This window comes from Mangrovimonas sp. TPBH4, assembly GCF_001280505.1.
Classification (GTDB): domain Bacteria; phylum Bacteroidota; class Bacteroidia; order Flavobacteriales; family Flavobacteriaceae; genus Mangrovimonas_A.
Genome location: NZ_LBIO01000065.1, coordinates 62,161 through 81,589, shown reverse-complemented (window position 1 = coordinate 81,589; position 19,429 = coordinate 62,161). Strand labels below are relative to the sequence as shown.

17 protein-coding genes and 1 tRNA gene are annotated in these 19,429 nt (G+C 38.1%); 7 read left to right on the top strand and 11 right to left on the bottom strand.

All coding sequences use genetic code 11. The features are described from left to right. Positions 1-82: 82 nt before the first annotated feature. The 7 genes from ZA05_RS17010 to ZA05_RS16980 form a co-directional block, all read right to left on the bottom strand. Positions 83-679 carry a hypothetical protein gene (locus ZA05_RS17010; protein ID WP_053992882.1) on the bottom strand — a complete coding sequence of 199 codons (597 nt, stop codon included), beginning with the start codon at positions 677-679 and terminating at the stop codon, positions 83-85. Positions 680-1,316: 637 nt separating this feature from the next. Then, a complete protein-coding gene (gene corA / locus ZA05_RS17005; RefSeq protein ID WP_053992881.1) occupies positions 1,317-2,384 on the bottom strand; it encodes a magnesium/cobalt transporter CorA in 1,068 nt (355 codons plus the stop codon). Between the two features lie 34 nt (positions 2,385-2,418). Beyond that, entirely contained in the window at positions 2,419-2,949 is a 531-nt protein-coding gene (locus ZA05_RS17000) for a mechanosensitive ion channel domain-containing protein (protein ID WP_053992880.1), read from the bottom strand. Between the two features lie 75 nt (positions 2,950-3,024). Next, entirely contained in the window at positions 3,025-3,612 is a 588-nt protein-coding gene (locus tag ZA05_RS16995; RefSeq protein ID WP_053992879.1) for a Maf-like protein, read from the bottom strand. Beyond that, the gene (locus ZA05_RS16990) at positions 3,612-4,526 is read right to left on the bottom strand and encodes a geranylgeranylglycerol-phosphate geranylgeranyltransferase (RefSeq protein WP_082333825.1); all 915 of its coding nucleotides are present in this window, start codon (positions 4,524-4,526) and stop codon (positions 3,612-3,614) included. Before ZA05_RS16990 ends, ZA05_RS16995 begins: the two co-directional genes overlap by 1 nt. 35 nt (positions 4,527-4,561) lie before the next feature. After that, a complete protein-coding gene (locus tag ZA05_RS16985; RefSeq protein ID WP_053992877.1) occupies positions 4,562-5,092 on the bottom strand; it encodes an HAD family hydrolase in 531 nt (176 codons plus the stop codon). Then, positions 5,082-5,840 (bottom strand): Rossmann-like and DUF2520 domain-containing protein, encoded by a 759-nt coding sequence (locus ZA05_RS16980; RefSeq protein WP_053992876.1) that lies wholly within the window; start codon positions 5,838-5,840, stop codon positions 5,082-5,084. The genes ZA05_RS16985 and ZA05_RS16980 overlap by 11 nt, the downstream gene beginning before the upstream one ends. Before the next feature lie 58 nt (positions 5,841-5,898). Between ZA05_RS16980 and ZA05_RS16975 the strand changes: the two genes are divergently transcribed. Both ZA05_RS16975 and ccsA read left to right on the top strand, forming a co-directional pair. Continuing rightward, the gene (locus ZA05_RS16975) at positions 5,899-6,291 is read left to right on the top strand and encodes a group III truncated hemoglobin (RefSeq protein WP_053992875.1); all 393 of its coding nucleotides are present in this window, start codon (positions 5,899-5,901) and stop codon (positions 6,289-6,291) included. Positions 6,292-6,368: 77 nt separating this feature from the next. Then, a complete protein-coding gene (ccsA, locus tag ZA05_RS16970; protein WP_053992874.1) occupies positions 6,369-9,557 on the top strand; it encodes a cytochrome c biogenesis protein CcsA in 3,189 nt (1,062 codons plus the stop codon). A gap of 71 nt (positions 9,558-9,628) precedes the next feature. Here ccsA and ZA05_RS16965 read toward each other — a convergent pair whose 3' ends face one another. Both ZA05_RS16965 and ZA05_RS16960 read right to left on the bottom strand, forming a co-directional pair. Next, positions 9,629-10,345, bottom strand: coding sequence for a DUF3307 domain-containing protein (locus tag ZA05_RS16965; protein WP_053992873.1), 717 nt, complete (start codon positions 10,343-10,345; stop codon positions 9,629-9,631). Then, a complete protein-coding gene (locus ZA05_RS16960; RefSeq protein ID WP_053992872.1) occupies positions 10,342-10,941 on the bottom strand; it encodes a transcriptional regulator in 600 nt (199 codons plus the stop codon). The genes ZA05_RS16965 and ZA05_RS16960 overlap by 4 nt, the downstream gene beginning before the upstream one ends. A 167-nt stretch (positions 10,942-11,108) precedes the next feature. On the opposite strand from ZA05_RS16960, the gene mscL reads away from it, so the two are divergent. The 5 genes from mscL to ZA05_RS16935 all read left to right on the top strand — a co-directional run bounded on the left by mscL (position 11,109) and on the right by ZA05_RS16935 (position 14,418). After that, positions 11,109-11,558 carry a large conductance mechanosensitive channel protein MscL gene (gene mscL, locus ZA05_RS16955; RefSeq protein ID WP_053977264.1) on the top strand — a complete coding sequence of 150 codons (450 nt, stop codon included), beginning with the start codon at positions 11,109-11,111 and terminating at the stop codon, positions 11,556-11,558. Positions 11,559-11,600: 42 nt separating this feature from the next. Beyond that, positions 11,601-12,203 carry a glutathione peroxidase gene (locus ZA05_RS16950; RefSeq protein ID WP_053992871.1) on the top strand — a complete coding sequence of 201 codons (603 nt, stop codon included), beginning with the start codon at positions 11,601-11,603 and terminating at the stop codon, positions 12,201-12,203. A gap of 111 nt (positions 12,204-12,314) precedes the next feature. Then, positions 12,315-13,484 carry a PLP-dependent aspartate aminotransferase family protein gene (locus ZA05_RS16945; RefSeq protein WP_053992870.1) on the top strand — a complete coding sequence of 390 codons (1,170 nt, stop codon included), beginning with the start codon at positions 12,315-12,317 and terminating at the stop codon, positions 13,482-13,484. 82 nt (positions 13,485-13,566) lie between these two features. After that, the gene (gene bshB1, locus ZA05_RS16940; RefSeq protein WP_053992869.1) at positions 13,567-14,283 is read left to right on the top strand and encodes a bacillithiol biosynthesis deacetylase BshB1; all 717 of its coding nucleotides are present in this window, start codon (positions 13,567-13,569) and stop codon (positions 14,281-14,283) included. Positions 14,284-14,342: 59 nt separating this feature from the next. Beyond that, a tRNA-His gene (locus ZA05_RS16935) sits at positions 14,343-14,418 on the top strand. Positions 14,419-14,518: 100 nt separating this feature from the next. On the opposite strand, the gene ZA05_RS16930 is transcribed toward ZA05_RS16935, so the two are convergent. Both ZA05_RS16930 and ZA05_RS18105 read right to left on the bottom strand, forming a co-directional pair. Beyond that, a complete protein-coding gene (locus tag ZA05_RS16930) occupies positions 14,519-15,559 on the bottom strand; it encodes an adenylate/guanylate cyclase domain-containing protein (RefSeq protein ID WP_053992868.1) in 1,041 nt (346 codons plus the stop codon). Between the two features lie 121 nt (positions 15,560-15,680). Beyond that, positions 15,681-19,415 (bottom strand): ATP-binding protein, encoded by a 3,735-nt coding sequence (locus tag ZA05_RS18105; RefSeq protein WP_231632515.1) that lies wholly within the window; start codon positions 19,413-19,415, stop codon positions 15,681-15,683. Positions 19,416-19,429: the final 14 nt, after the last annotated feature.

Sequence of the window (19,429 nt, the reverse complement as noted above, 5' to 3'; positions counted from 1 at the left end):
CGGTTTATGCATAGTTTCGTTGCAAGGTTTTTCTGCTAGAAAAATAAGAAGCAATTATTCATTATTTACCTGCTTGCATTTCTTAAATCAGTATTATAAAACTAAAGTACAGATCTTTATATTCCATAAATTCCTCATAGGCTATTCCAAAAGAAATTCGGTTTATAATGAATCTATTATTAAAATCAATAGCCTTGAAAATTTTAGTTTTGTAATTAATTCGATTGTTAAATAGTGAAGTCGAAATTGTTGCGCTTATATTGGCTTTAGAAAACCATTTAGTAGCATACAAATATCCTCCAATTTTATCATAATCCCTGCTTAAATAGTCTAATCCAGCTCCTATACCTAAGTTTTTTTTAAGGTTTAAGCCATATTTGACTTGATGATTTTCAAATTTATTTTTTGTGTCATTAATGTCTAGAATTCTATTCTGATAATTGTATGCTACAAAATCCGAAAGATTTGAATCCTTATGAAATATATTCCATTTGGCTATGTGTAAATTCAAATGATGAAATCCATTGTTGTCAAAATTATACTGTATTGAGGCACCTCCGTTTATTTTTGTTTTGCCTATGATTGTAGCGGAATAAGAGGAATATAAACCTAAAGGTAATTTTGTAGCTCCACTATAGCCCAACTCTAAAGAGTTAGGTATATAGCACCAGGTTGCCATTCCTCCTGAATTGTAACAACCTTTCTCAGGTAATGTGTTTTTAAATGAAGTGTAAACCTCTTTTAGCTTTAAGGTGTCGGACAGTTTTTTTACTAAATCTGAAACAATAATGGCTTCTGAAATGGAGTCTTGTGAAGATGGTGTCCAATATTTTTTTAGCCAATAACTTTTTTTATCGGAATGTTATATGATATAGGTGATACCGTCACTCCCTTGACTCCAGTTTTCTATATTTTTATCCGTTGGTAATTCTAAAATTTTAGACCTTTTTACAATTTCATAGATATTTTTCGATTGTTCTGATGTCAGTAGAACTTTGCTTGTAAGTGTTTCGCTTTGGTTTCTGTTAGCCTTTTTGGTGTGATAAATATAATTGACAATTGAACCAGTTATTTCAGAGCTGTCTTTTGAAATTTCAATTACCTGTCCGCGATTCCAAAATCTAAAATTGAATTCATCTTCTGATTTTTAAAAATCTATTAAATCTAAGTTTTTTTGAAATTCTATATTTCTTTTGTACCAATAGGCTGTATCACCCTTTATTTCTTTAGATTGGGAAAATATAGTTTGAACCAACAATAAAAATGGAATTGTGATTGTGAGTAGTTTGTTCATTTTATTGTAGTTAGCGTATACTCTACAACCACTTCTTTCTTTTAAAATAAACTACCATGGCAATAAATACCGCAACCATCACAATCCAAACAATGTAGTATCCGTATTTAAGATGAAGCTCTGGCATGTGGTCGAAATTCATGCCGTAAATCCCGGCAATAAAGGTCAAGGGAATAAAAATAGTGGCGATAATGGTAAGGACTTTCATGACTTCGTTCATTCGGTTGCTAATAGTGGTCATGTACATGTCCATTAAACTCCAAATCATCTCCCTAAAAATATCAATGTTATCAGAAAGTTGGATCACGTGGTCATAAACATCTCTGTAGAACTGAATGGACTTTTTGTCAATTAAGGTGCTTTCGCTTTTTTCGATGCGGCTAATAATTTCCCGCAATGGAAAAATGGCACGTCTTACTTTCAGCAATTCCTTTTTCAGCATTAATATTTGAATGCTCATAGAGTCTTCTACATTGCCTTCAAATAGAGTGTCTTCGATATCTTCAATTTTATTGCCAAGCATCTCGCTTATCACATAATAATGGTCAACAATGGCATCTACAAGGGCATATAGAAGGTAGTCGGCCCCCATGCCACGAATCCGACCTTTTCCAGAGCGAATGCGTTCTCTTACGTTATCAAAAACATCACCTTCGGCCTCTTGAAATGTCAATACATAGCGGTCTCCCATTACAAAACTCACTTGCTCAATGATGACATTTTCATTCGCATCGAGGTGAAGCATTTTTAGGGATAGAAAGAGGTAGTCTTCGTACTCGTCTATTTTTGGTCGCTGGGAGGTGTTTACAATGTCTTCAAGAATCAGGGGGTGCAGTCCATAATGGGCACCGGCAGATTCAATAGCCTCTATGTGGTTAAGTCCGTTAATGTTAATCCAAGTAATGGATTCGCTGGTTTTGTAGCCAAAAACATCCTCGATATTCTTGAGTTCCTTTTCGGTGAAACCGTCTGGATTATAATCGAAGGATTCAATAAAAAGTTGTTGGCTGTTTTTTTCACCGGTGTAGATAAGGGTTCCCGGGGCTTTGCCTATATGCTTTTTATATTTTGCGGTTCTTTTTTTTCCCATATATAAATGTTGACCTTATAAATATAGCTATAATTTATAAAGCATCATGACCATCGTCGATGGCATCTTTTTTAATGAGTGTTACGGGTTTTTGAAGAATGAGATTATTGGGATAGGTGATGAGGTCGCCATTGTCCAATCGCAAATGCAGTTGAAAGGCTCTAATATCTTCAATAATGGCTTCAATAGGGAAATCCTTATCGTGAATTTGAATTTTATCTCCCACTTTATAGGGAAAGGAGAAAAACATAATGACTCCAGAGGTAATGTTGCTTAAAATGGACCAAATGGCGAAGAGAGCGATACCAATTACGGCAAACACCGATGAAAACACCAAGGCCATGTCTTCAAACTTAACGCCAAAAATAAAGGCTCCAAATAGCAAACTTATCAATACCAAGGAGACCGTTGTGTAGCGATTGATAAGCTGGATTCTAGCCTCGTTGATTCCGCTGTTTCGGCCAATTTTGGTGATGGCAGTTTTTAGGATGGTCCTAATGATCAATAGGATGATAAGAAGGATGAAAGTTTTGATTAACTTGTCTTGGTAAGCTTCAAAAAACATAGTGTGTACAATGATATTCCTTAAACAAAGATAGCTGAGAAATTGTAATAAAAACCAGAAAAAAATTACAGAATTTTAGGAAATCAAGCACAGCAGGGTTTTGTAAACAAGGTGGGTTGGCAAGCCTACAACATTAAAGTAAGATCCCTCGATTTTGGTAATGCCAATTTGCCCAATCCACTCCTGGATACCGTAAGCCCCAGCTTTGTCAAAAGGTTTACAGGTCTTGATGTAGTAATGAATTTCGTCGTCGGTAAGTTCTTTGAAGCTTACCTTGGTAATGGCGTTTACCGTTTTTTGAATTGAAGTTGTAGTAAAACAAACAGAAGTAATAACCTCATGGGTTTTGCCGCTCATGGAACGCAGCATTTCGAAGGCTTCCTGTTCGTGTTTGGGTTTGCCCAATGCTTTATTGTCATGCCAAACAATGGTATCGCTAGTGATGAGGATGGTATGCTCTTTAAGATCTTCTTTGAAGGGAATGGCTTTAAGTTGCGCCAAATAATCACTGATTTCAAAATGTCTTAGCCTAGTTGGGTATTCTTCTTTGACAGGTTTCAAGATGATTTCGAAATCCAGACCAAGATCTTTGAAAAATTGTTGCCGTCTTGGAGATCCAGAGGCGAGCACAATGTGATATGATTTTAGTTGGTCGTTCAGCATTAATCGAGAAGGCTGTATTTGTATATTATCAAGGATAACATTCCCAGTAGCATGACCAATTTAATCATATTGCTGATAAAATGAAATTCTTTTTTGGTTTCAGCCATAAATATCTTGATGCTTATATACAGCAATGGCGCAATGATGGCTACAAGAAAATATATGACCGCCACCAAATTTCCGTATAGATAATTGATTAAATAGTAAATGGCTCCTGCTAGGGGAATAAAGGAAACCGTAAAGACAATCTTTTTCGCGCGCTCACGGCCAATGGCAATAGGTAGGGTGTTCATTCCTGCTTTGTGGTCGCCGTCAATATCTTCGATGTCCTTTACCATTTCCCGCAATAAATTCAAGATAAATGCGAAAAGGGCATAATCCCATAAAATGGTGAAAAAGGTGAGCTGGGTCTCTTGGTTGGAAGGTGTAATGGCCGGGATCAATTCAAACAAACCAACAATTACAATACTTAATGCCACCATGGCCGAAATCACCAGATTGCCAACCAAAGGCATGGGTTTTAAATAGGAAGCATATACATATAATAGTCCAGAGACAATTATAAAGGTTGCAAAAAAAGCACTTTTACCAACCAAGTGCGACAGATAGAAACCAATACCAACTCCAATCACATTAAAGATGATGAAAAGGTTGTTGGCGGCTTGTTCTGAAATGGTTTTACCAACAATTACTTGATCTGGTTTGTTAATCAGATCGGTTTCTACATCGTAAATGTCATTGATAACATAGCCGCCTGCTGCAATGCACAAGGTAGCTAATACCAAAAGCGAAAACCCAAATAAATTTAAAGTGATGTTGACTCCAAAAGGCTCAAAAAAGGCATATTTAATGAGGTATTGCATCAAGGCAATCATAAGGAGGTTCTTCCAGCGAATTAGTTTTAGTATTTCCAAGTTAGTGTTGTTTAGTTAGTCGGGATTTGTTGGTGTTAATCGTATTTGGCGCTAAAATTACTGTTCCATTTGCCCTGTACTTTCAAGACTTGCTCAATCACATCGCGAACAGCGCCCTTTCCACCCTTTTTATGGGATACATATTTGGAAATAGCCTTGATTTCTGGAACCGCATCCTGAGGACAACATGGCAAGCCTGCCAAAGACATCACTGGGTAATCCGGGATGTCGTCACCCATATACAACACATTTTCTATGTTGATATTGTTGTTCTCAAGGTATTCGTGGAGCTTTTCAATTTTATCATGGGTTCCTAAATACACATCTTTAATACCCAATCCGTTCAATCGTAAGCGAACCCCTTCGTTAGACCCTCCGGAAATAATACAAATATGAAAACCCGCATCTATGGCCGTTTTCAAAGCGAACCCATCTTTAATATTCATAGTTCTTAGCATTTCGCCAGAAGTAGTTACGGTAATGGTACCATCGGTAAGCACGCCGTCAACGTCAAAAATAAAGGTGGTGATGTGTTCTAGGTATTCTTTATAGCTTTTATCTTCCATGGGTTTTCTTTATTGAACTGGTAAGCAGTTTGTAGATGGCTTCGTGCTGCGGATTCTCCAGTAATTTTAAATGTTTTTGAATTGTTTTTTTGTCGTTGCGCTTGGCAGGACCTGTTTGTGCCATATAAGGTGATAGGTCCTGAACCTTTTTGGCTGTTTCCGTAATAAGTGGTTTCAGGATTTCAAACTCCACACCTTGGCTTTCGGTGATTTCGTGGGCCACGCGATACAGTTGATTGGTGAAATTGTTCACAAAAACAGCGGCTAAATGCAAAGCTCTTCGTTGATCGCTATTTACCTTATATACATTGGAGCCAATGGCTTCTCCTAGTTCTTGTAAAAGGGGAAGGTTTTCTCTCTCCAAAACTTCAATACAAATGGGCACATCCGAAAAATCTACGTCAGCCCCTTTAGTAAAGGTCTGTAAAGGGTAAAAGACGCCTCTTTGATGTTTTTTGTCCAAATCGTGGATGCCCACACTTCCTGAAGTATGCACGACCAATCTATTTTCAAAAGGTAAGTTGGATGACAATTTTGCCACGGCATCGTCACTTACGGCTATAATGTAGACATCACTTTTGGTAAGCTGCGAAAGGTCATCGGTTATGGAGACTTCATTTCTGTAGGTTTCCAAAGGCGCCAAATGTCTGTTGTACCATTGGTTTACAGATACTGATTCTGCCTTTTTAAAAGCTTTGTACAAATGTGTGGCCACATTGCCGGCACCGAGTATGCTAACTGAAATCATGCTGCTAAATTAAGTAAGTCTTGCATGATAAAAAAGTGATATGGGCTATCTTTGTTTCATGTCAAAAAAAGATATTCAAAACAGAGCCGATATTCATATATTAGTCACCACGTTTTACAAAAAAGTAAGAACAGATGAGGTTTTAGGGCCTTTTTTCAACCCAATAATAAAGGATTGGGAGGCTCATTTTGAACACTTGACTTCTTTTTGGGAGTCGAGTTTGTTTCTAAAGACGAAATATTACGGCAATCCGTTGGAGGTTCATGTAAAAGTTGACCGAGAAACGAACCACAGTATTACCGAATTACATTTTGGCCTATGGCTCAATTTGTGGGTGCAAACCATAGACGAACTGTTTCAAGGCGATTATGCCGAAAACGCCAAGCACAGAGCCCGAAAAATGGGCACCTTTCTCTACCTGAATATTTTTCAAGCCAGACAAGCACCTTAAAAGTTTCAGGTATTTTAACATAAGTAAGTAAAGTAAATACCTTAAATTTGCGCGAGCTAAAATAAGAGTCTCATATTATGCAAAATAAACTTGCCAAAATTCTATTTTCAACACGACTTACCGCTATTTTATTTATTGTTTTTGCCGCAGCCATGATTACGGGGACCTTTATGGACCGGAACATGGGGACTTCGCCAACACCGTATTCTAGACAGTTGATCTATAATGCGTGGTGGTTTGAGGCCATTATGGGGGTGTTCGTGATTAACTTTATCGGGAACATTTTTAGATACAGACTTCTTTCAAAGGAAAAATGGGATACTCTGTTGTTGCATTTGGCCTTTATCTTTATTCTTTTAGGAGCTTTTGTAACGCGTTATATTGGGTATGAAGGGATGATGCCTATTAGGGAAGGTGCTACTGAAGATACGTTTCTATCCCAAAAAACATATGTCACGGCCTATATTGATGGGGATATGGTTGTTGATGGGCAGGCACAGCGCAGGGTTATTCAAAAGGAAGTGGATTTTTCACCACGTTTAACCAATAGTTTTAGTGTAGACACCGATTATGACGGACAGCCGGTCTCTATAGAACTTGAGAAATTTGTTGCTGGAGCTGAACAAGATATTGTACCCGATGAATCTGGTGAAGAATATTTAAAGGTGGTTGAATCCGGAGGAGGTGCGCCGCACAATCATTTCTTGAAGAGTGGGGAAGTACAAAGCATCCATAATACGCTGTTTTCACTTAATAAGTTTGTGGATGGTGCCGTGAACATCACTTATAATAATGGAGAGCTTTTAATTCAATCGCCATTTGAAGGGGAGTATTTAACCATGGCCACTGGTGCCCAAGGAACATTGGTTAAGGATAGCATTCAACCTCTGGCTTTGCGTTCGCGTTACATTATTGGGAACATGCAAATGGTGTTTCCAAAGCCGGTAATTAAGGGCGTATTTGATATTGTTGAAAAACCTCAAATGCTGAAAGGGGATGCCGATGGTTTGGTGCTAAAGGTTACGGCAAACGGTGAAACCGAACGTGTGAGAGTTTTGGGAGGAAAAGGAAGCGACAATTCTTTTGAACAAATAAAAGTAGGCGGTTTGGACGTAGCTGTAAAATACGGTTCCAAAAGAATCAAACTGCCATTCAGTATCAAATTGAACGATTTTATTGCAGAACGTTATCCGGGTACTGAAAACAATTATTCATCTTATGCTAGCGAAATTACCGTTTTGGATAAAGAAAATGGCGATTTCAATTACCGTGTTTTTATGAACAATATTTTGGATCACGAAGGATATCGTTTCTTCCAAGCTAGTTTTGATCCAGATGAAAAAGGAACCGTGTTGTCTGTAAACCATGATTTCTGGGGAACTTGGATTACCTATATTGGATACTTTTTATTGTACTTCGGCTTATTGGCTATCTTGTTTACAAAAGGTACCCGTTTTGCCGATTTAAGAAGAATGTTGGATAAGGTGAAAACCAAAAAAGCAGCATTAACCATTGCGATTTTGTTATTTGGTTTACAAGGGTTTTCACAAGAACATACAGAAGGAGATGGGCATGACCATGAGCGCCCAACCAAAGCGCAGATAGATTCTGTATTGCGTGCCAATATCACACCAAAGGAAGAAGCTGCTAAGTTTGGTAGAATGGTCATTCAGGATTACAGTGGGCGTATGATGCCAATGAATACCTATGCTTCGGAAATGTTGCGTAAGTTGAGTAAGCATGATACTTATGAGGAGTTTGACGCTAACCAAGTGCTGTTGTCTATTCAGGAGAGTCCAATGCTGTGGTACAATGTGCCTGTCATCTATTTAAAGCCTAGAAAGGCGGATTCTATCAGAAGCATTATTGGCGTACCAAAGGACCAAAAATATGCGGCTTTGGTGGATTTTTTCAATGAAGTTGGAAGCTTTAAGCTGCAGCCATATTTGGATAAAATGACCAATGTAAATGAGTTGAATGCCTATGAAAAGGAGTTTAAGGAAGCTGAGCAACGTGTGTATTTGTTGTACAATGCCATAGAAGGGCGTTCCATGAAGATATTTCCGGTACCTAACGATCCTAACAATAAATGGATTTCCTCTTTGGAATTCAGGGAAGAAGGCTACCGACAAAAAATTGAAGATTCCTTATATGGAAACTTTATCAACGTAGGGTTCAGTGCCTATTTAATGAATTTGCATCAGGCCAAACAAACAGGCGATTTTTCCAAAGCCGATGAAATGTTGGGGGCTTTCAAGAAAACACAGCACCGTTTGGGGGAAAATGTAATGCTTTCTGAAAAGAAAATTGATGCCGAAATTACCTATAACAAATACGATATCTTTAAGAAATTGTTTAGCTGGTACATGTATGCGGGTACGTTCTTGTTCATTGGAATAATTGTGCAGATTTTTAATGAAAAGAGCAAAGCTTTGTCTGTATTGGCAAATGTGTTTAAGGTGTCTATCATCGTGCTTTTTGTACTGCACACTTTGGGGTTGGTAGTACGTTGGTATATTTCTGGCCATGCACCTTGGAGTGATGCCTACGAATCCATGATTTATGTGGCATGGGCAACCATGTTGTTCGGATTGATTTTCGGTAGAAAAAGTGATTTGACATTTGCGGCCACAGCCTTTGTGACCTCGATGATTTTAATGGTAGCCCATTGGAACTGGATGGATCCGGCCATTGCCAACCTGCAACCTGTTTTGAACTCTTATTGGTTGATGATTCACGTGGCAGTAATCGTGGCTAGTTATGGTCCGTTTACCCTTGGAATGATATTGGGAGTGGTGTCTCTTTTATTGATGATTTTCACCACGGAAAAGAATAAATCCAAAATGTCTTTAAATATTCAAGAGTTGACCATCATTAATGAAATGGCTTTAACGGTAGGACTTGTGATGCTTACTATAGGGAACTTCCTTGGAGGAATGTGGGCCAACGAAAGTTGGGGACGTTACTGGGGATGGGATCCAAAAGAAACTTGGGCCTTGATCAGTATCATGATTTATGGATTTGTCATCCACATGCGTTTAGTGCCAGGGTTACGTGGTAGATATGGGTTTAACCTAGCCTCCATTATTGCTTTTTCAAGTATTTTGTTTACCTATTTTGGTGTGAATTTTTATCTTTCAGGCTTACATTCCTATCAATCGGGACAGCAAATTGCTAGTTTGAACATTATTGCAATCGCAGTTGGAATTGTTGCGCTTTTGGGAGCTTTGGCTTATAGAAAATATGCAAAGTATTATAGGAAATAAGATTTCTGGATTTATAAATAAATAAAAGGCGCCAACTTAGTTGGCGCCTTTTATTTTTACAAAGAGTATGCTTATAACAACGTTAGAGCAAATTTATAGGCCATACTGAACATAATGGCTAGACCAAAGCTTAGGAGGGTGCCTATTAAGATATATTCAGTCAATTTTCGGTCTTTGGCTTTGGAAAGGTCTCCAAATCGAAATACGGACTTGGCAGCAATTAAAAAGCCAATGCCGGCCCAATAGCCCATTAATATAAAAGCGAACACAAACAGGCGTTCCAATATGCCAATATAGGCTCCCGCATTTTCCAAAGATTCGTCTATGGTGTCTTCTTCCAGTTGCCATTTGGAAATCACCGTTTTCATGATAACGGAAGAGACCGAAGTAATTCCTAAAAGGCAGCAAATAAATAAAATAACTTTACTATTGAATAATTCACTAAGGTCAAACGGAACAGGGGCGTAGGCGTAGGCTACCACTGTAATTACTGCAATGTGTGCCAATTGGTCCAAAACAAATAAAAGGCGGTTGTTTTTGGGGTTTCTGAATTGTAGTTTTAACAAATCGATGATGTAATGCGATATCGTAATGCTTAAGATACCTATCCAATAAGAGCTATTGGCTTTCAATAATAGGATGAGCAGTGCAAAGTGAATGGCAATATGCCAATAAAGGTATTTAGATTTGTAGGTTTTGGCTTCTTTGTCGGTCACCCATTTGGCAGGTTGCAATACAAAATCCCCAAGAATATGGGCAAGCATTAATTTGATAAATAAGTGAATCATAGTTGTGTGATTTGGGACTTGTAGTAATTTATGAGTTTTGTGATTTCGTCATGTCCTGCTCGTTTTAACCCTTGACTGATATTGCCTTGCGTGGTACTAAAAATCTCGGCCAATTCTATTTGGTTCATGTTAGGGTGTTCTAATGCGGCCCTTAACAATCTGGCAGAAGTTGGCGTCCAATTGTTCATGGTCAGCAATGCTAAGTCAAACATGATATTCAAGGTGTGGTCCAACTCAGGAAATGTCGATTGGATAGCCAAGGTGTTTTTCTTTAATTGCTCAAAACACTTTCCGGAATTGATAAAGGCGGTACCATTCGATTCGGTAATTTTATTGGCAGTAAAACTCTTTTCTCCAATACCAATGGCTAGTCTGGCATCCATTTTTTTAAATTGTTTTAAGGAAGCTTTAATTAAAATGGCGGCTTCAAGTGCTTTTTCAGGGGGAACTTCCAGTTGAAAGCTATCCCCTCTGTAAACTTCCCATTGTTGTGGTGCTGTACCGTATAGATTCAACACTTCCTTGAGTGAAGGCATCCATTCGTTGGGCTCTAGGCTTCTTGAATTGATAATATCGCCGGTGATGATACTGGTCATGATTTTTGTTTTGGATATTGGTATATCACTTTAAAAGCTAATATACGAAGATATCATCTTAAAAACTAATAATATTCAATATAATGTTTGTAGCAAATATTCTTATACATTTATATTGTGCAATAAGAGCAAGGAAAAGTATATTCTTCAACTAAAAAATGTAGCAAATGAAATTAATAAAAGAATTTAAGGAATTTGCCGTAAAGGGAAATATGATCGATATGGCTGTAGGTATTATCATAGGGGCCTCCTTCAACAAAGTCGTGGATGTTTTGGTTAAAAAGGTGTTCATGCCTCCTTTGTCCCTGCTTTCACATGGTATCAATTTTGAAGACAAACGATTGGTATTACGGGACGCCATAATTGATGCCTCAGGCAAGATAGTTTCTGAAGAGGTAGCCATAGGTTATGGGGCCTTCTTGGAAACACTGTTGGATTTTTTAATTGTTGGATTTACCGTATTTATTGTGGTGAAATTTATGAACCGTCTCCGCAACCGCGCTCAAAACACTGCCGATAAAACTGTGGCAACTCCTAAGGATATAGAGCTGTTGTCTCAGTTAAATACACTCATGGAAGAGCAGAACAGTCTTTTAAAATCGCGATTGAAAGATTGACGACAAATAAGGGTTTTAAGTAAAAATAACTATTTTTAAATCATGAGAAAACTAATAGTATTGATGTTGGCAGTTATGCTTATGAACTGCAAGCATACCGCAGAGCAGCAGGAAGCTGTAACTGCTTCAGTAGAAGAAAACCAAGTTGAAACTCCTATGGAAAAAGAACAGATTTACCAGTTTAAGGTTGAAGATTTATATGGCAAGCCATTTGATTTTGCCTCTTTAAAAGGGAAGAAGATCATGATTGTCAATACGGCTAGTGAGTGTGGTTTGACGCCTCAATATGCCCAATTACAAGAGCTGTATAATGAGTTCAAGGATGAAAACTTCATTATTGTAGGTTTTCCAGCTAATAACTTTGGAGGTCAAGAACCAGGAAGTAACAATCAGATTGCTACCTTTTGTAAAGAGAATTATGGGGTGACGTTTCCTATGATGGGGAAAATTTCGGTGAAGGGAGATGACATGCATGAGGTGTACCAATTTTTGACCCAAAAATCCAGAAATGGCTTGGAAGATTCGGAAGTGCAATGGAATTTTCAAAAGTATCTTTTGGATGAACAAGGCTATTTGGTAAAGGTGGTTTCTCCTCAAACTTTGCCCGTAGATGAATCCATTATCAACTGGATTCAGGGACAATAGGGTAACATAAAATTAATGAAAACTTAAACACTTTAGCCCTTAAAAATCAAGAGCTAAAGTGTTGGTTGTGTGTTTTGTTTTGTAATTTTAGATTCTAAAATTCAGAATAATATGTCACACGATAATTTAGGACTCAACACAACTTGTGTTCATATAGGAGAAGTCAAGGACGAGCAATTTAAAAGTGCCATTTCACCTATTTATGTATCTACATCCTATGCGTTTCAAGATGTAGATCAAAAGCGTTATCCGCGTAGTTTTAACACGCCTAATCAGGAGGCATTGTCCAAAAAGTTGGCAGCTTTGGAGCATACTGATAGAGCCCTTATTTTTGGTTCTGGGATGGCTGCGGTAAGTAGTATGTTGTTTGCTCTGTTGGAAGCAGGGGACCATTTGGTGGTTCAAAATACTATTTATGGAGGCACCAGTAATTTTATTAGGGAAGAATTCCCAAAACGTGGCATTGAGTTTACTTTTACCGAAGGCTATGAAGTAGCCGATTTTGAAAAGGCCATTCAATCCAATACCAAAGTTATTTATATAGAAACACCTTCCAATCCCTTATTGACCATTACCGATGTGAGAGGTGTGGCCCAATTGGGAAAATCCAAAGGCATCATCACAGCCATTGATAACACTTTTGCAAGTCCCGTAAACCAAAACCCCATAGATTTTGGGATTGATTTGGTAATGCATTCGGCAACCAAATATTTGGGAGGCCATAGTGATATTCTGGCAGGAGTTGTTGTTGGCCCTAATGATCTTATGGAAAAAGTATGGAGAGTGGGTAGAAATTTTGGAGGAAACCTTAGCGATTTTACCGTATGGATGTTGGAGCGCAGTATCAAAACTCTAGGGTTGCGCGTTAAGGCACAAAATAGAAATGCCAAAAAGATCGCCAAGTTTTTGGAAGCTCATGAGGATGTGAAACAGGTGTATTACCCGGGCTTAAAGAGCCATCCGCAGCATGCCTTGGCAAAATCCCAAATGAAAGGTTTTGGGGGGATGCTTTCTTTTGAATTGGCAGATGGTTTGGATGCTTTGGAATTCCAGCAAGCCTTGCAACTTATCAAGCCTTCGTTAAGCCTAGCAGGGGTGGAGACCACAACCCTTTCTCCTCATTTAACGTCACATTCCCTTATGACTGCTGAAGAGCGTGCGGCTATTGGCATTAGTGATAACCTTATCAGATTTTCAACGGGTATTGAATGTAAAGAGGATTTGATCAAGGATTTGAAACAGGCATTGGCCAAAGTAAAAGGAGAAAACGTGATGGCTTGATATTTTTGAGCAATAAAGAGGCTAGGATTGGGTTTTGTAAAAGAGAAACAATTCGTAATTTGTCCTCTTAAAACAAAGCTTCATGAAACTAGATATACTTGCTATTGGGGCGCATCCCGATGATGTGGAATTGGGATGCGGTGCCACTATAGCCAAAGAAATAGCCAATGGGAAATTGGTGGGAATTATTGATTTGACCCGAGGGGAATTGGGGACTCGAGGAACTGCTGAAACCAGAAAGGAAGAAGCTCGCGTTTCTGCCGAGATTTTAAGGGTGTCCCTACGCGAAAATCTTGGCTTTGCCGATGGCTTTTTTGTAAATGATAAAGAGCATCAACTAAAGCTTATTGAAGCCATTAGGAAATATCAGCCAGAAGTGGTGCTTTGCAATGCCATTGACGATCGGCATATAGACCACGGAAAAGGGAGTAAATTGGTGAGCGATGCTTGTTTTTTAAGCGGCTTGATGAAAATTGAAACCGAGGCCTTTGGAGAAAAGCAGGAACCATGGCGTCCTAAGTTTGTCTACCATTATATTCAGTGGAAAAACATTGAACCAGACTTAATTGTGGATGTTACTGGTTATATCGATGTTAAAATAGATGCAGTAATGGCCTATAAAACACAGTTTTATGACCCTAAGGTCAAGGGGCCGCAAACGCCAATTTCCAGCAAGAACTTTACCGATAGTATTGAATACCGTGCTAGGGACCTAGGTCGTTTGATTGGTGCAGAACATGGGGAAGGTTTTACTGTAGAGCGTTGTATAGCAGTAGATAGCATTTTTGATGTAAAATAAATTGAAAAAAAGTTTTGCAGTAATGATGAAATCGTTTACATTTGCAAACCAATTAAAACGGTGGTTGTAGCTCAGTTGGTTAGAGCGCCTGATTGTGGTTCAGGAGGTCGTCGGTTCGAGACCGATCTTCCACCCAAAATTACCAAGCCTTTCTTTTTTAAGAAAGGCTTTTTTTGTGGGTTGAGGTTTGTGATTGTCTTTTTGATTATATTTTTAGAGGATAAACAAAACCAACCTATTCAATGACTTGGTAGATGGTTACGGGTTCACTTTTATTTTTTAGGGAAATGCTCCCTATTTTTTCACAGATAAAGGACTCTTTTACTTTTTCGTAGCAGTCTTCGCTAATGATGATTTGATTTTCCTTGGCGATATCCTGTAATCGGGCGGCAGTGTTTACGGCATCTCCAATTACGGTATAGTCCAAACGTTTTAAACTAGCCGATCCAATATTCCCTGAAATGACTTCCCCGCTTTTAATTCCGATGGATACTTTAGGGGTAAATGCCAAATCATTGCTCATTTGTGGAAGACTGTTGATTTTATTTCTTACCGCCAAGGCGGCATCTATAGCGCGATCTAAATGATATTCCCCTCTAAACACAGCCATAATAGCATCCCCAATAAATTTATCGATATAGCCATTTTGTGCCATGATTTCTTTTACCATTTCATCGAAATAGGCATTTATTAGTGCTACTACCGTATTAGCTTTTGCATTTTCGCTAATAGCTGTAAAGCCACAGATGTCAATAAAAATGGTGGTAGCTTCAATGGTTTCGTTATCCATGATGGTGACTTCAAATTCACGGCTATTCATAAAGTTGAGGACACTTTCATCCACGTACATTTTTAGGATGTTGTTTTCCTTGACGGCTTGTATAGTTTGCTTGATATAGCGGGCATGGTCAAGGGTTTTTTCCATGGTTAGGGTGAGATCTTCAAAATTGATGGGTTTGGTGATAAAGTCAAAAGCACCACGGTTCATGGCTGTACGGATGTTTTCCATATCTCCATAAGCCGAAACGATCACCGCTTTAAGAAGAGGTTTTTGTTCGCTTAATTTTGAAAGTAGGGTAAGGCCATCCATTTCAGGCATGTTGATGTCGCTGAGTACAATGTCTAAATCGGGTAAATCGCCTATTTTGTCTAGCGCATCATTGCCGTTTTGGGCAAAGTAAAATTCATATTCCTTTTGCCTAATTTGCTTTCTGAATTTTTGCTTTATCAGAACCTCTAAATCCGGTTCGTCATCTACTACCAATATTTTTGACATAACTAATTAGGTTTAAATCCGTAACTTTTAATTGGTTGTTCTACAGTCGATATCATGATATTGTTTTCATAATGTTCCATCTACTTAATGAAGATCTTCCCTTGTTTTGTTGCTATACCTCTTACTTTTGGTTTGTATCTTCATTGTTGATAGGTAAAAGAATGGTGAACATGGTTCCCTTGTCTAGATCCTTTTCTGATACATTGTTAATATTTATAGGTTTACCTTCACTGGTTTTAACGGTTAAGGTGCCGCCATGGGTTTTAATGATATCATATGATAATGATAATCCTAATCCTGTTCCTTGACCACTGGGTTTTGTGGTGAAAAAGGGCTGGAAAATTTTGTCCACCACCTCTGCTGGGATGCCATGGCCATTATCGATAATATTGATTTCAATTTGGTCGCCCACTTGTTTTGTTGCAACAGTAACCATTGGTTTATAGTCGGCAGGGGCTGTTTTTTTCTTTTCATTGACGGCATAAAAAGCGTTGTTAATGAGGTTTAGCAATACGCGGCCAATATCTTGGGGAGCTACCATTATTTTTGGGATTGAGTCGTCCAAATCCATCTGCATGCCGGCCACAAAGGACTTGTCGCGAGCCCTAAGGCCATGATAGGAAAGACGCATGTATTCATCTGCCAATTTGTTAATGTCTGTCAATTCTTTGTCCGAGCTACTGTTGCGACTATGCTGTAACATGCCTTTTACAATGGCATCAGCTCTTGTGCCATGGTGCCTAATTTTTTCCTCATTGGCAGCGATGTCTCTCATGAGTTCTTCTTCTAGTTCAAGGTCTCTTTCGCTTTCTGGTTTTTGTCTTTCGGCTTGAAGCTCTTCTATAAGTTCGGTGTTGATTTCCGAAAAATTATTGACAAAATTGAGAGGGTTTTGTATTTCATGGGCAATACCCGCGGTTAACTCTCCTAGACTCGCCATTTTTTCGGATTGGATAAGTTGGGTTTGGGTGGCTTCAAGGTCGTGAAGGCTTTTCTCCAATTGGGACGTGCGATGTTTTACGCGCTCTTCTAGGATACGGTTTTCCTTTTTTAACCATTGGGAACGGTAATTGCTAATGCTGTAAAGGATTAAGGCAAACAGGGTTACATAAGCCAAATAAGCCCACCAGGTTTTCCACCATGGAGGAATAATGCTGAAACTTAATTCTACTGGCTTACTCCATACATTGTTATAGCCCTTAGCAATGACCTTAAAAGTGTAATCCCCAGGGGGAAGATCTCTATAATTTTCACTTTTTGCTTCGCTGATGATATTGCTCCAGTTTTTGTCAATGCCCTCTAAAAAATAGCGATAGACCACTGAGTTTGGATTGGAATATGCCAACGCATTAAAATTAAAACTGATGTAATTTTGATTGTGGGGCAGTTGTAATTCTAAAGGTAAATTATAAGGCCCTTCAATATCGTTGTATTCAACATTGGGATCTAAAGTGCTGGAGGTACCATTGCTATTTAAGTAATTACTATGGTCCAAGGGTGTCTTTAATCCTTGTTTTTCACTGTCAATACTTAGGAGGGCAGTTTTAAAGTTAATGGGAGTGTCATAAAGATTGATTCCTGAGATATAAGCTTTTAAAGCAGTGGTATCCGGCTTTATGTCATCGATGATGGATAGGATTTCATTTTCAATGCCTATCCATAACCTTCCCTTATCATCAATCATGGAACTTCCCAAAGCCACATCCAAAAATTGTAAACCTTGTTCCTCTGCTATAGTGGTGACCTGCCATTGTTCATTTAAAGAGTCCTCTCTATCTATTATTTCCAATATGTTAATCCCTCTAAGGGTGCCAAGATAGACTTTGCTGTTATGAGTGATAATGTCGTAAACATCATTAGATATCAAACCTTGTTCTTTTTGAAATATTTTAATGGAGCCGTCATTGGGGTTAAAAAGATAAACACCTCGGTCAGAGGAAATCCAAAGTTGGTTTGAAATCGTAATATGGATGAAGTTTAAGTTATCTGTTAAAAATCCGTTTTCAGAAGTGAAGTGTTCAATGGTTTGATGTTTTGGATCTATGCGGTAAATACCATTTCCAGATGTGGAGGCCCAAATGTTGTTATTTGCATCTTTACTTAAAGAATAAATAATGGTTCCGCTTCCAACCGTATCTAATTGAATTGTTTTTGTCTCTGTTAATTCTTTATTTAGAAAGGTAATATTGCCATCAATACCTCCTAGCCAATAATTACTATTTTTGTCTTCAATTTTAGATCTATACGCACCCGCTAATCCTTGATCTTTAGTTAAATATTGAATGTATTGTTTTTGTGGATCTATGATAGTAACGCCAGCAGGATTGACGGCTGTAGACCAAATTCGATTTTGGGAATCTTTATACATATAGGGATTCCTCTTTTGTAATAAATTATTTTTAACTCCTAATTTTTTTATAGACTTTGTATTTGGATTGTAAATATCTATTCCACCTGTAGAGCCAATCCAAATGCTTTTGTCATTGAGCATGATGTTGCTCCAGATGCTATCATTTGACAAACCATCCTCGGAAGTAAAATTGCCAGCTCTTCCTTCATTTATGTTTATTTTGTATAAAGTTTCGTCTTGAAATTTTGTCGTGGTCCAAATATTACCTTGGTAATCCTCCTTTAGAGGACTGATAAATTTGTTTTTTCTAGAATTATTCAAATTAAATTTTTCAATAGTTTGCTTGGATTGATCATATTTTAAAATGCTTCCCAGATCAGTTCCTAACCAAATATTTTTATGTTTATCTTCATATATAGAAGTGGTACCTGCATAGTTTGTTATAAATTTTCCGAGAGGTAGTCTATTGTAGGTAGCATTTTTCTTGTCTATAAAGGCAGCGCCATCAAGTCCTCCTAACCATATATTACCCTTGGAGTCTTCTTCGATTGATACGATTTGATTTCTGGAACTATCTTTTTCTTTTTCAAAAACTAAGGATTTATTTTTACCTTTTTTTAAATCAAGAATGTTTACACCATTAAAAGAAGATAGCCATATGTAGCCTTCATTGTCTATTAAAGGAGAGATGTAAATTGGAGGGGTGGATTCGAGTAGTCCTTCTTTTGGAGTAATGTTTTTGATTGTTTTCCTTTCTAGATTTATTATATGATAGCCTTTTTCAATATCGGGATACCAAATGTTACCTTGTTTATCTTCATCAAAACTATATCCAGCATTTAAAGGGAGATCACTAATGATTTTAGAGGCCAATTTCTGGGACGGGTCTATAACCCACAAACCATTTTGATATTGAATCCAAATGCGCTCTTTTGAATCCATAAATTGGCAAAACGATTGAGATAAATCCAGACCTTGGTCAGTTCCATAAAACTCAAATTTATGGGAATCATATCGAGCTATCCCTATTTGGGTTCCAATCCACAAAAAACCATTGTTGTCTTTTATGATATTGTTTGGGGAGCCATTTAATCCAAATGCTTGACCTCCCGTTTGAATCCCTCTAGAGGTACCGCTTATATTTGCTAAAGGTCCTGCCTCGAGGATATCAGGCTCCCCTAATGTTATGGTTTCTAATTCAAAGGTGAATGTGGGGAGGGAATCCAAATTGAAAGAGGCAGAGGGGAGTTCATTTAAATCTAAGTGTTCAGACTCTATTTGGCCTTCAATGTTGGTAATATCGTCTATAACAAAAGGTTTGGAAGGGATACTTTCTAAGTCTAATTTCTTTGTAGGTAAGGGAGCCAGTTTAATTGTGGGGATGGAGTCCCAATTGATGGTGTCTTTTTTAGGAAAGGTTATTTTTTTCTCTATTGGGGGAAGGTATTCCATGTCCCATTTTGGTAACGGCGGTGCAGGAATCTTTTGTTGGCATGAAAAGAGCATTAAGCTTATGGTCA

What these genes read in the sequence shown, in the direction of transcription:
- ZA05_RS17010 (WP_053992882.1), bottom strand. Translation starts at nt 679, where the DNA reads ATGGCAACCTGGTGCTATATACCTAACTCTTTAGAGTTGGGCTATAGT.
- corA (WP_053992881.1), bottom strand. Translation starts at nt 2,384, where the DNA reads ATGGGAAAAAAAAGAACCGCAAAATATAAAAAGCATATAGGCAAAGCC.
- ZA05_RS17000 (WP_053992880.1), bottom strand. Translation starts at nt 2,949, where the DNA reads ATGTTTTTTGAAGCTTACCAAGACAAGTTAATCAAAACTTTCATCCTT.
- ZA05_RS16995 (WP_053992879.1), bottom strand. Translation starts at nt 3,612, where the DNA reads ATGCTGAACGACCAACTAAAATCATATCACATTGTGCTCGCCTCTGGA.
- ZA05_RS16985 (WP_053992877.1), bottom strand. Translation starts at nt 5,092, where the DNA reads ATGGAAGATAAAAGCTATAAAGAATACCTAGAACACATCACCACCTTT.
- ZA05_RS16980 (WP_053992876.1), bottom strand. Translation starts at nt 5,840, where the DNA reads ATGATTTCAGTTAGCATACTCGGTGCCGGCAATGTGGCCACACATTTG.
- ZA05_RS16975 (WP_053992875.1), top strand. Translation starts at nt 5,899, where the DNA reads ATGTCAAAAAAAGATATTCAAAACAGAGCCGATATTCATATATTAGTC.
- ccsA (WP_053992874.1), top strand. Translation starts at nt 6,369, where the DNA reads ATGCAAAATAAACTTGCCAAAATTCTATTTTCAACACGACTTACCGCT.
- ZA05_RS16965 (WP_053992873.1), bottom strand. Translation starts at nt 10,345, where the DNA reads ATGATTCACTTATTTATCAAATTAATGCTTGCCCATATTCTTGGGGAT.
- ZA05_RS16960 (WP_053992872.1), bottom strand. Translation starts at nt 10,941, where the DNA reads ATGACCAGTATCATCACCGGCGATATTATCAATTCAAGAAGCCTAGAG.
- mscL (WP_053977264.1), top strand. Translation starts at nt 11,109, where the DNA reads ATGAAATTAATAAAAGAATTTAAGGAATTTGCCGTAAAGGGAAATATG.
- ZA05_RS16950 (WP_053992871.1), top strand. Translation starts at nt 11,601, where the DNA reads ATGAGAAAACTAATAGTATTGATGTTGGCAGTTATGCTTATGAACTGC.
- ZA05_RS16945 (WP_053992870.1), top strand. Translation starts at nt 12,315, where the DNA reads ATGTCACACGATAATTTAGGACTCAACACAACTTGTGTTCATATAGGA.
- bshB1 (WP_053992869.1), top strand. Translation starts at nt 13,567, where the DNA reads ATGAAACTAGATATACTTGCTATTGGGGCGCATCCCGATGATGTGGAA.
- ZA05_RS16930 (WP_053992868.1), bottom strand. Translation starts at nt 15,559, where the DNA reads ATGTCAAAAATATTGGTAGTAGATGACGAACCGGATTTAGAGGTTCTG.
- ZA05_RS18105 (WP_231632515.1), bottom strand. Translation starts at nt 19,415, where the DNA reads ATGCTCTTTTCATGCCAACAAAAGATTCCTGCACCGCCGTTACCAAAA.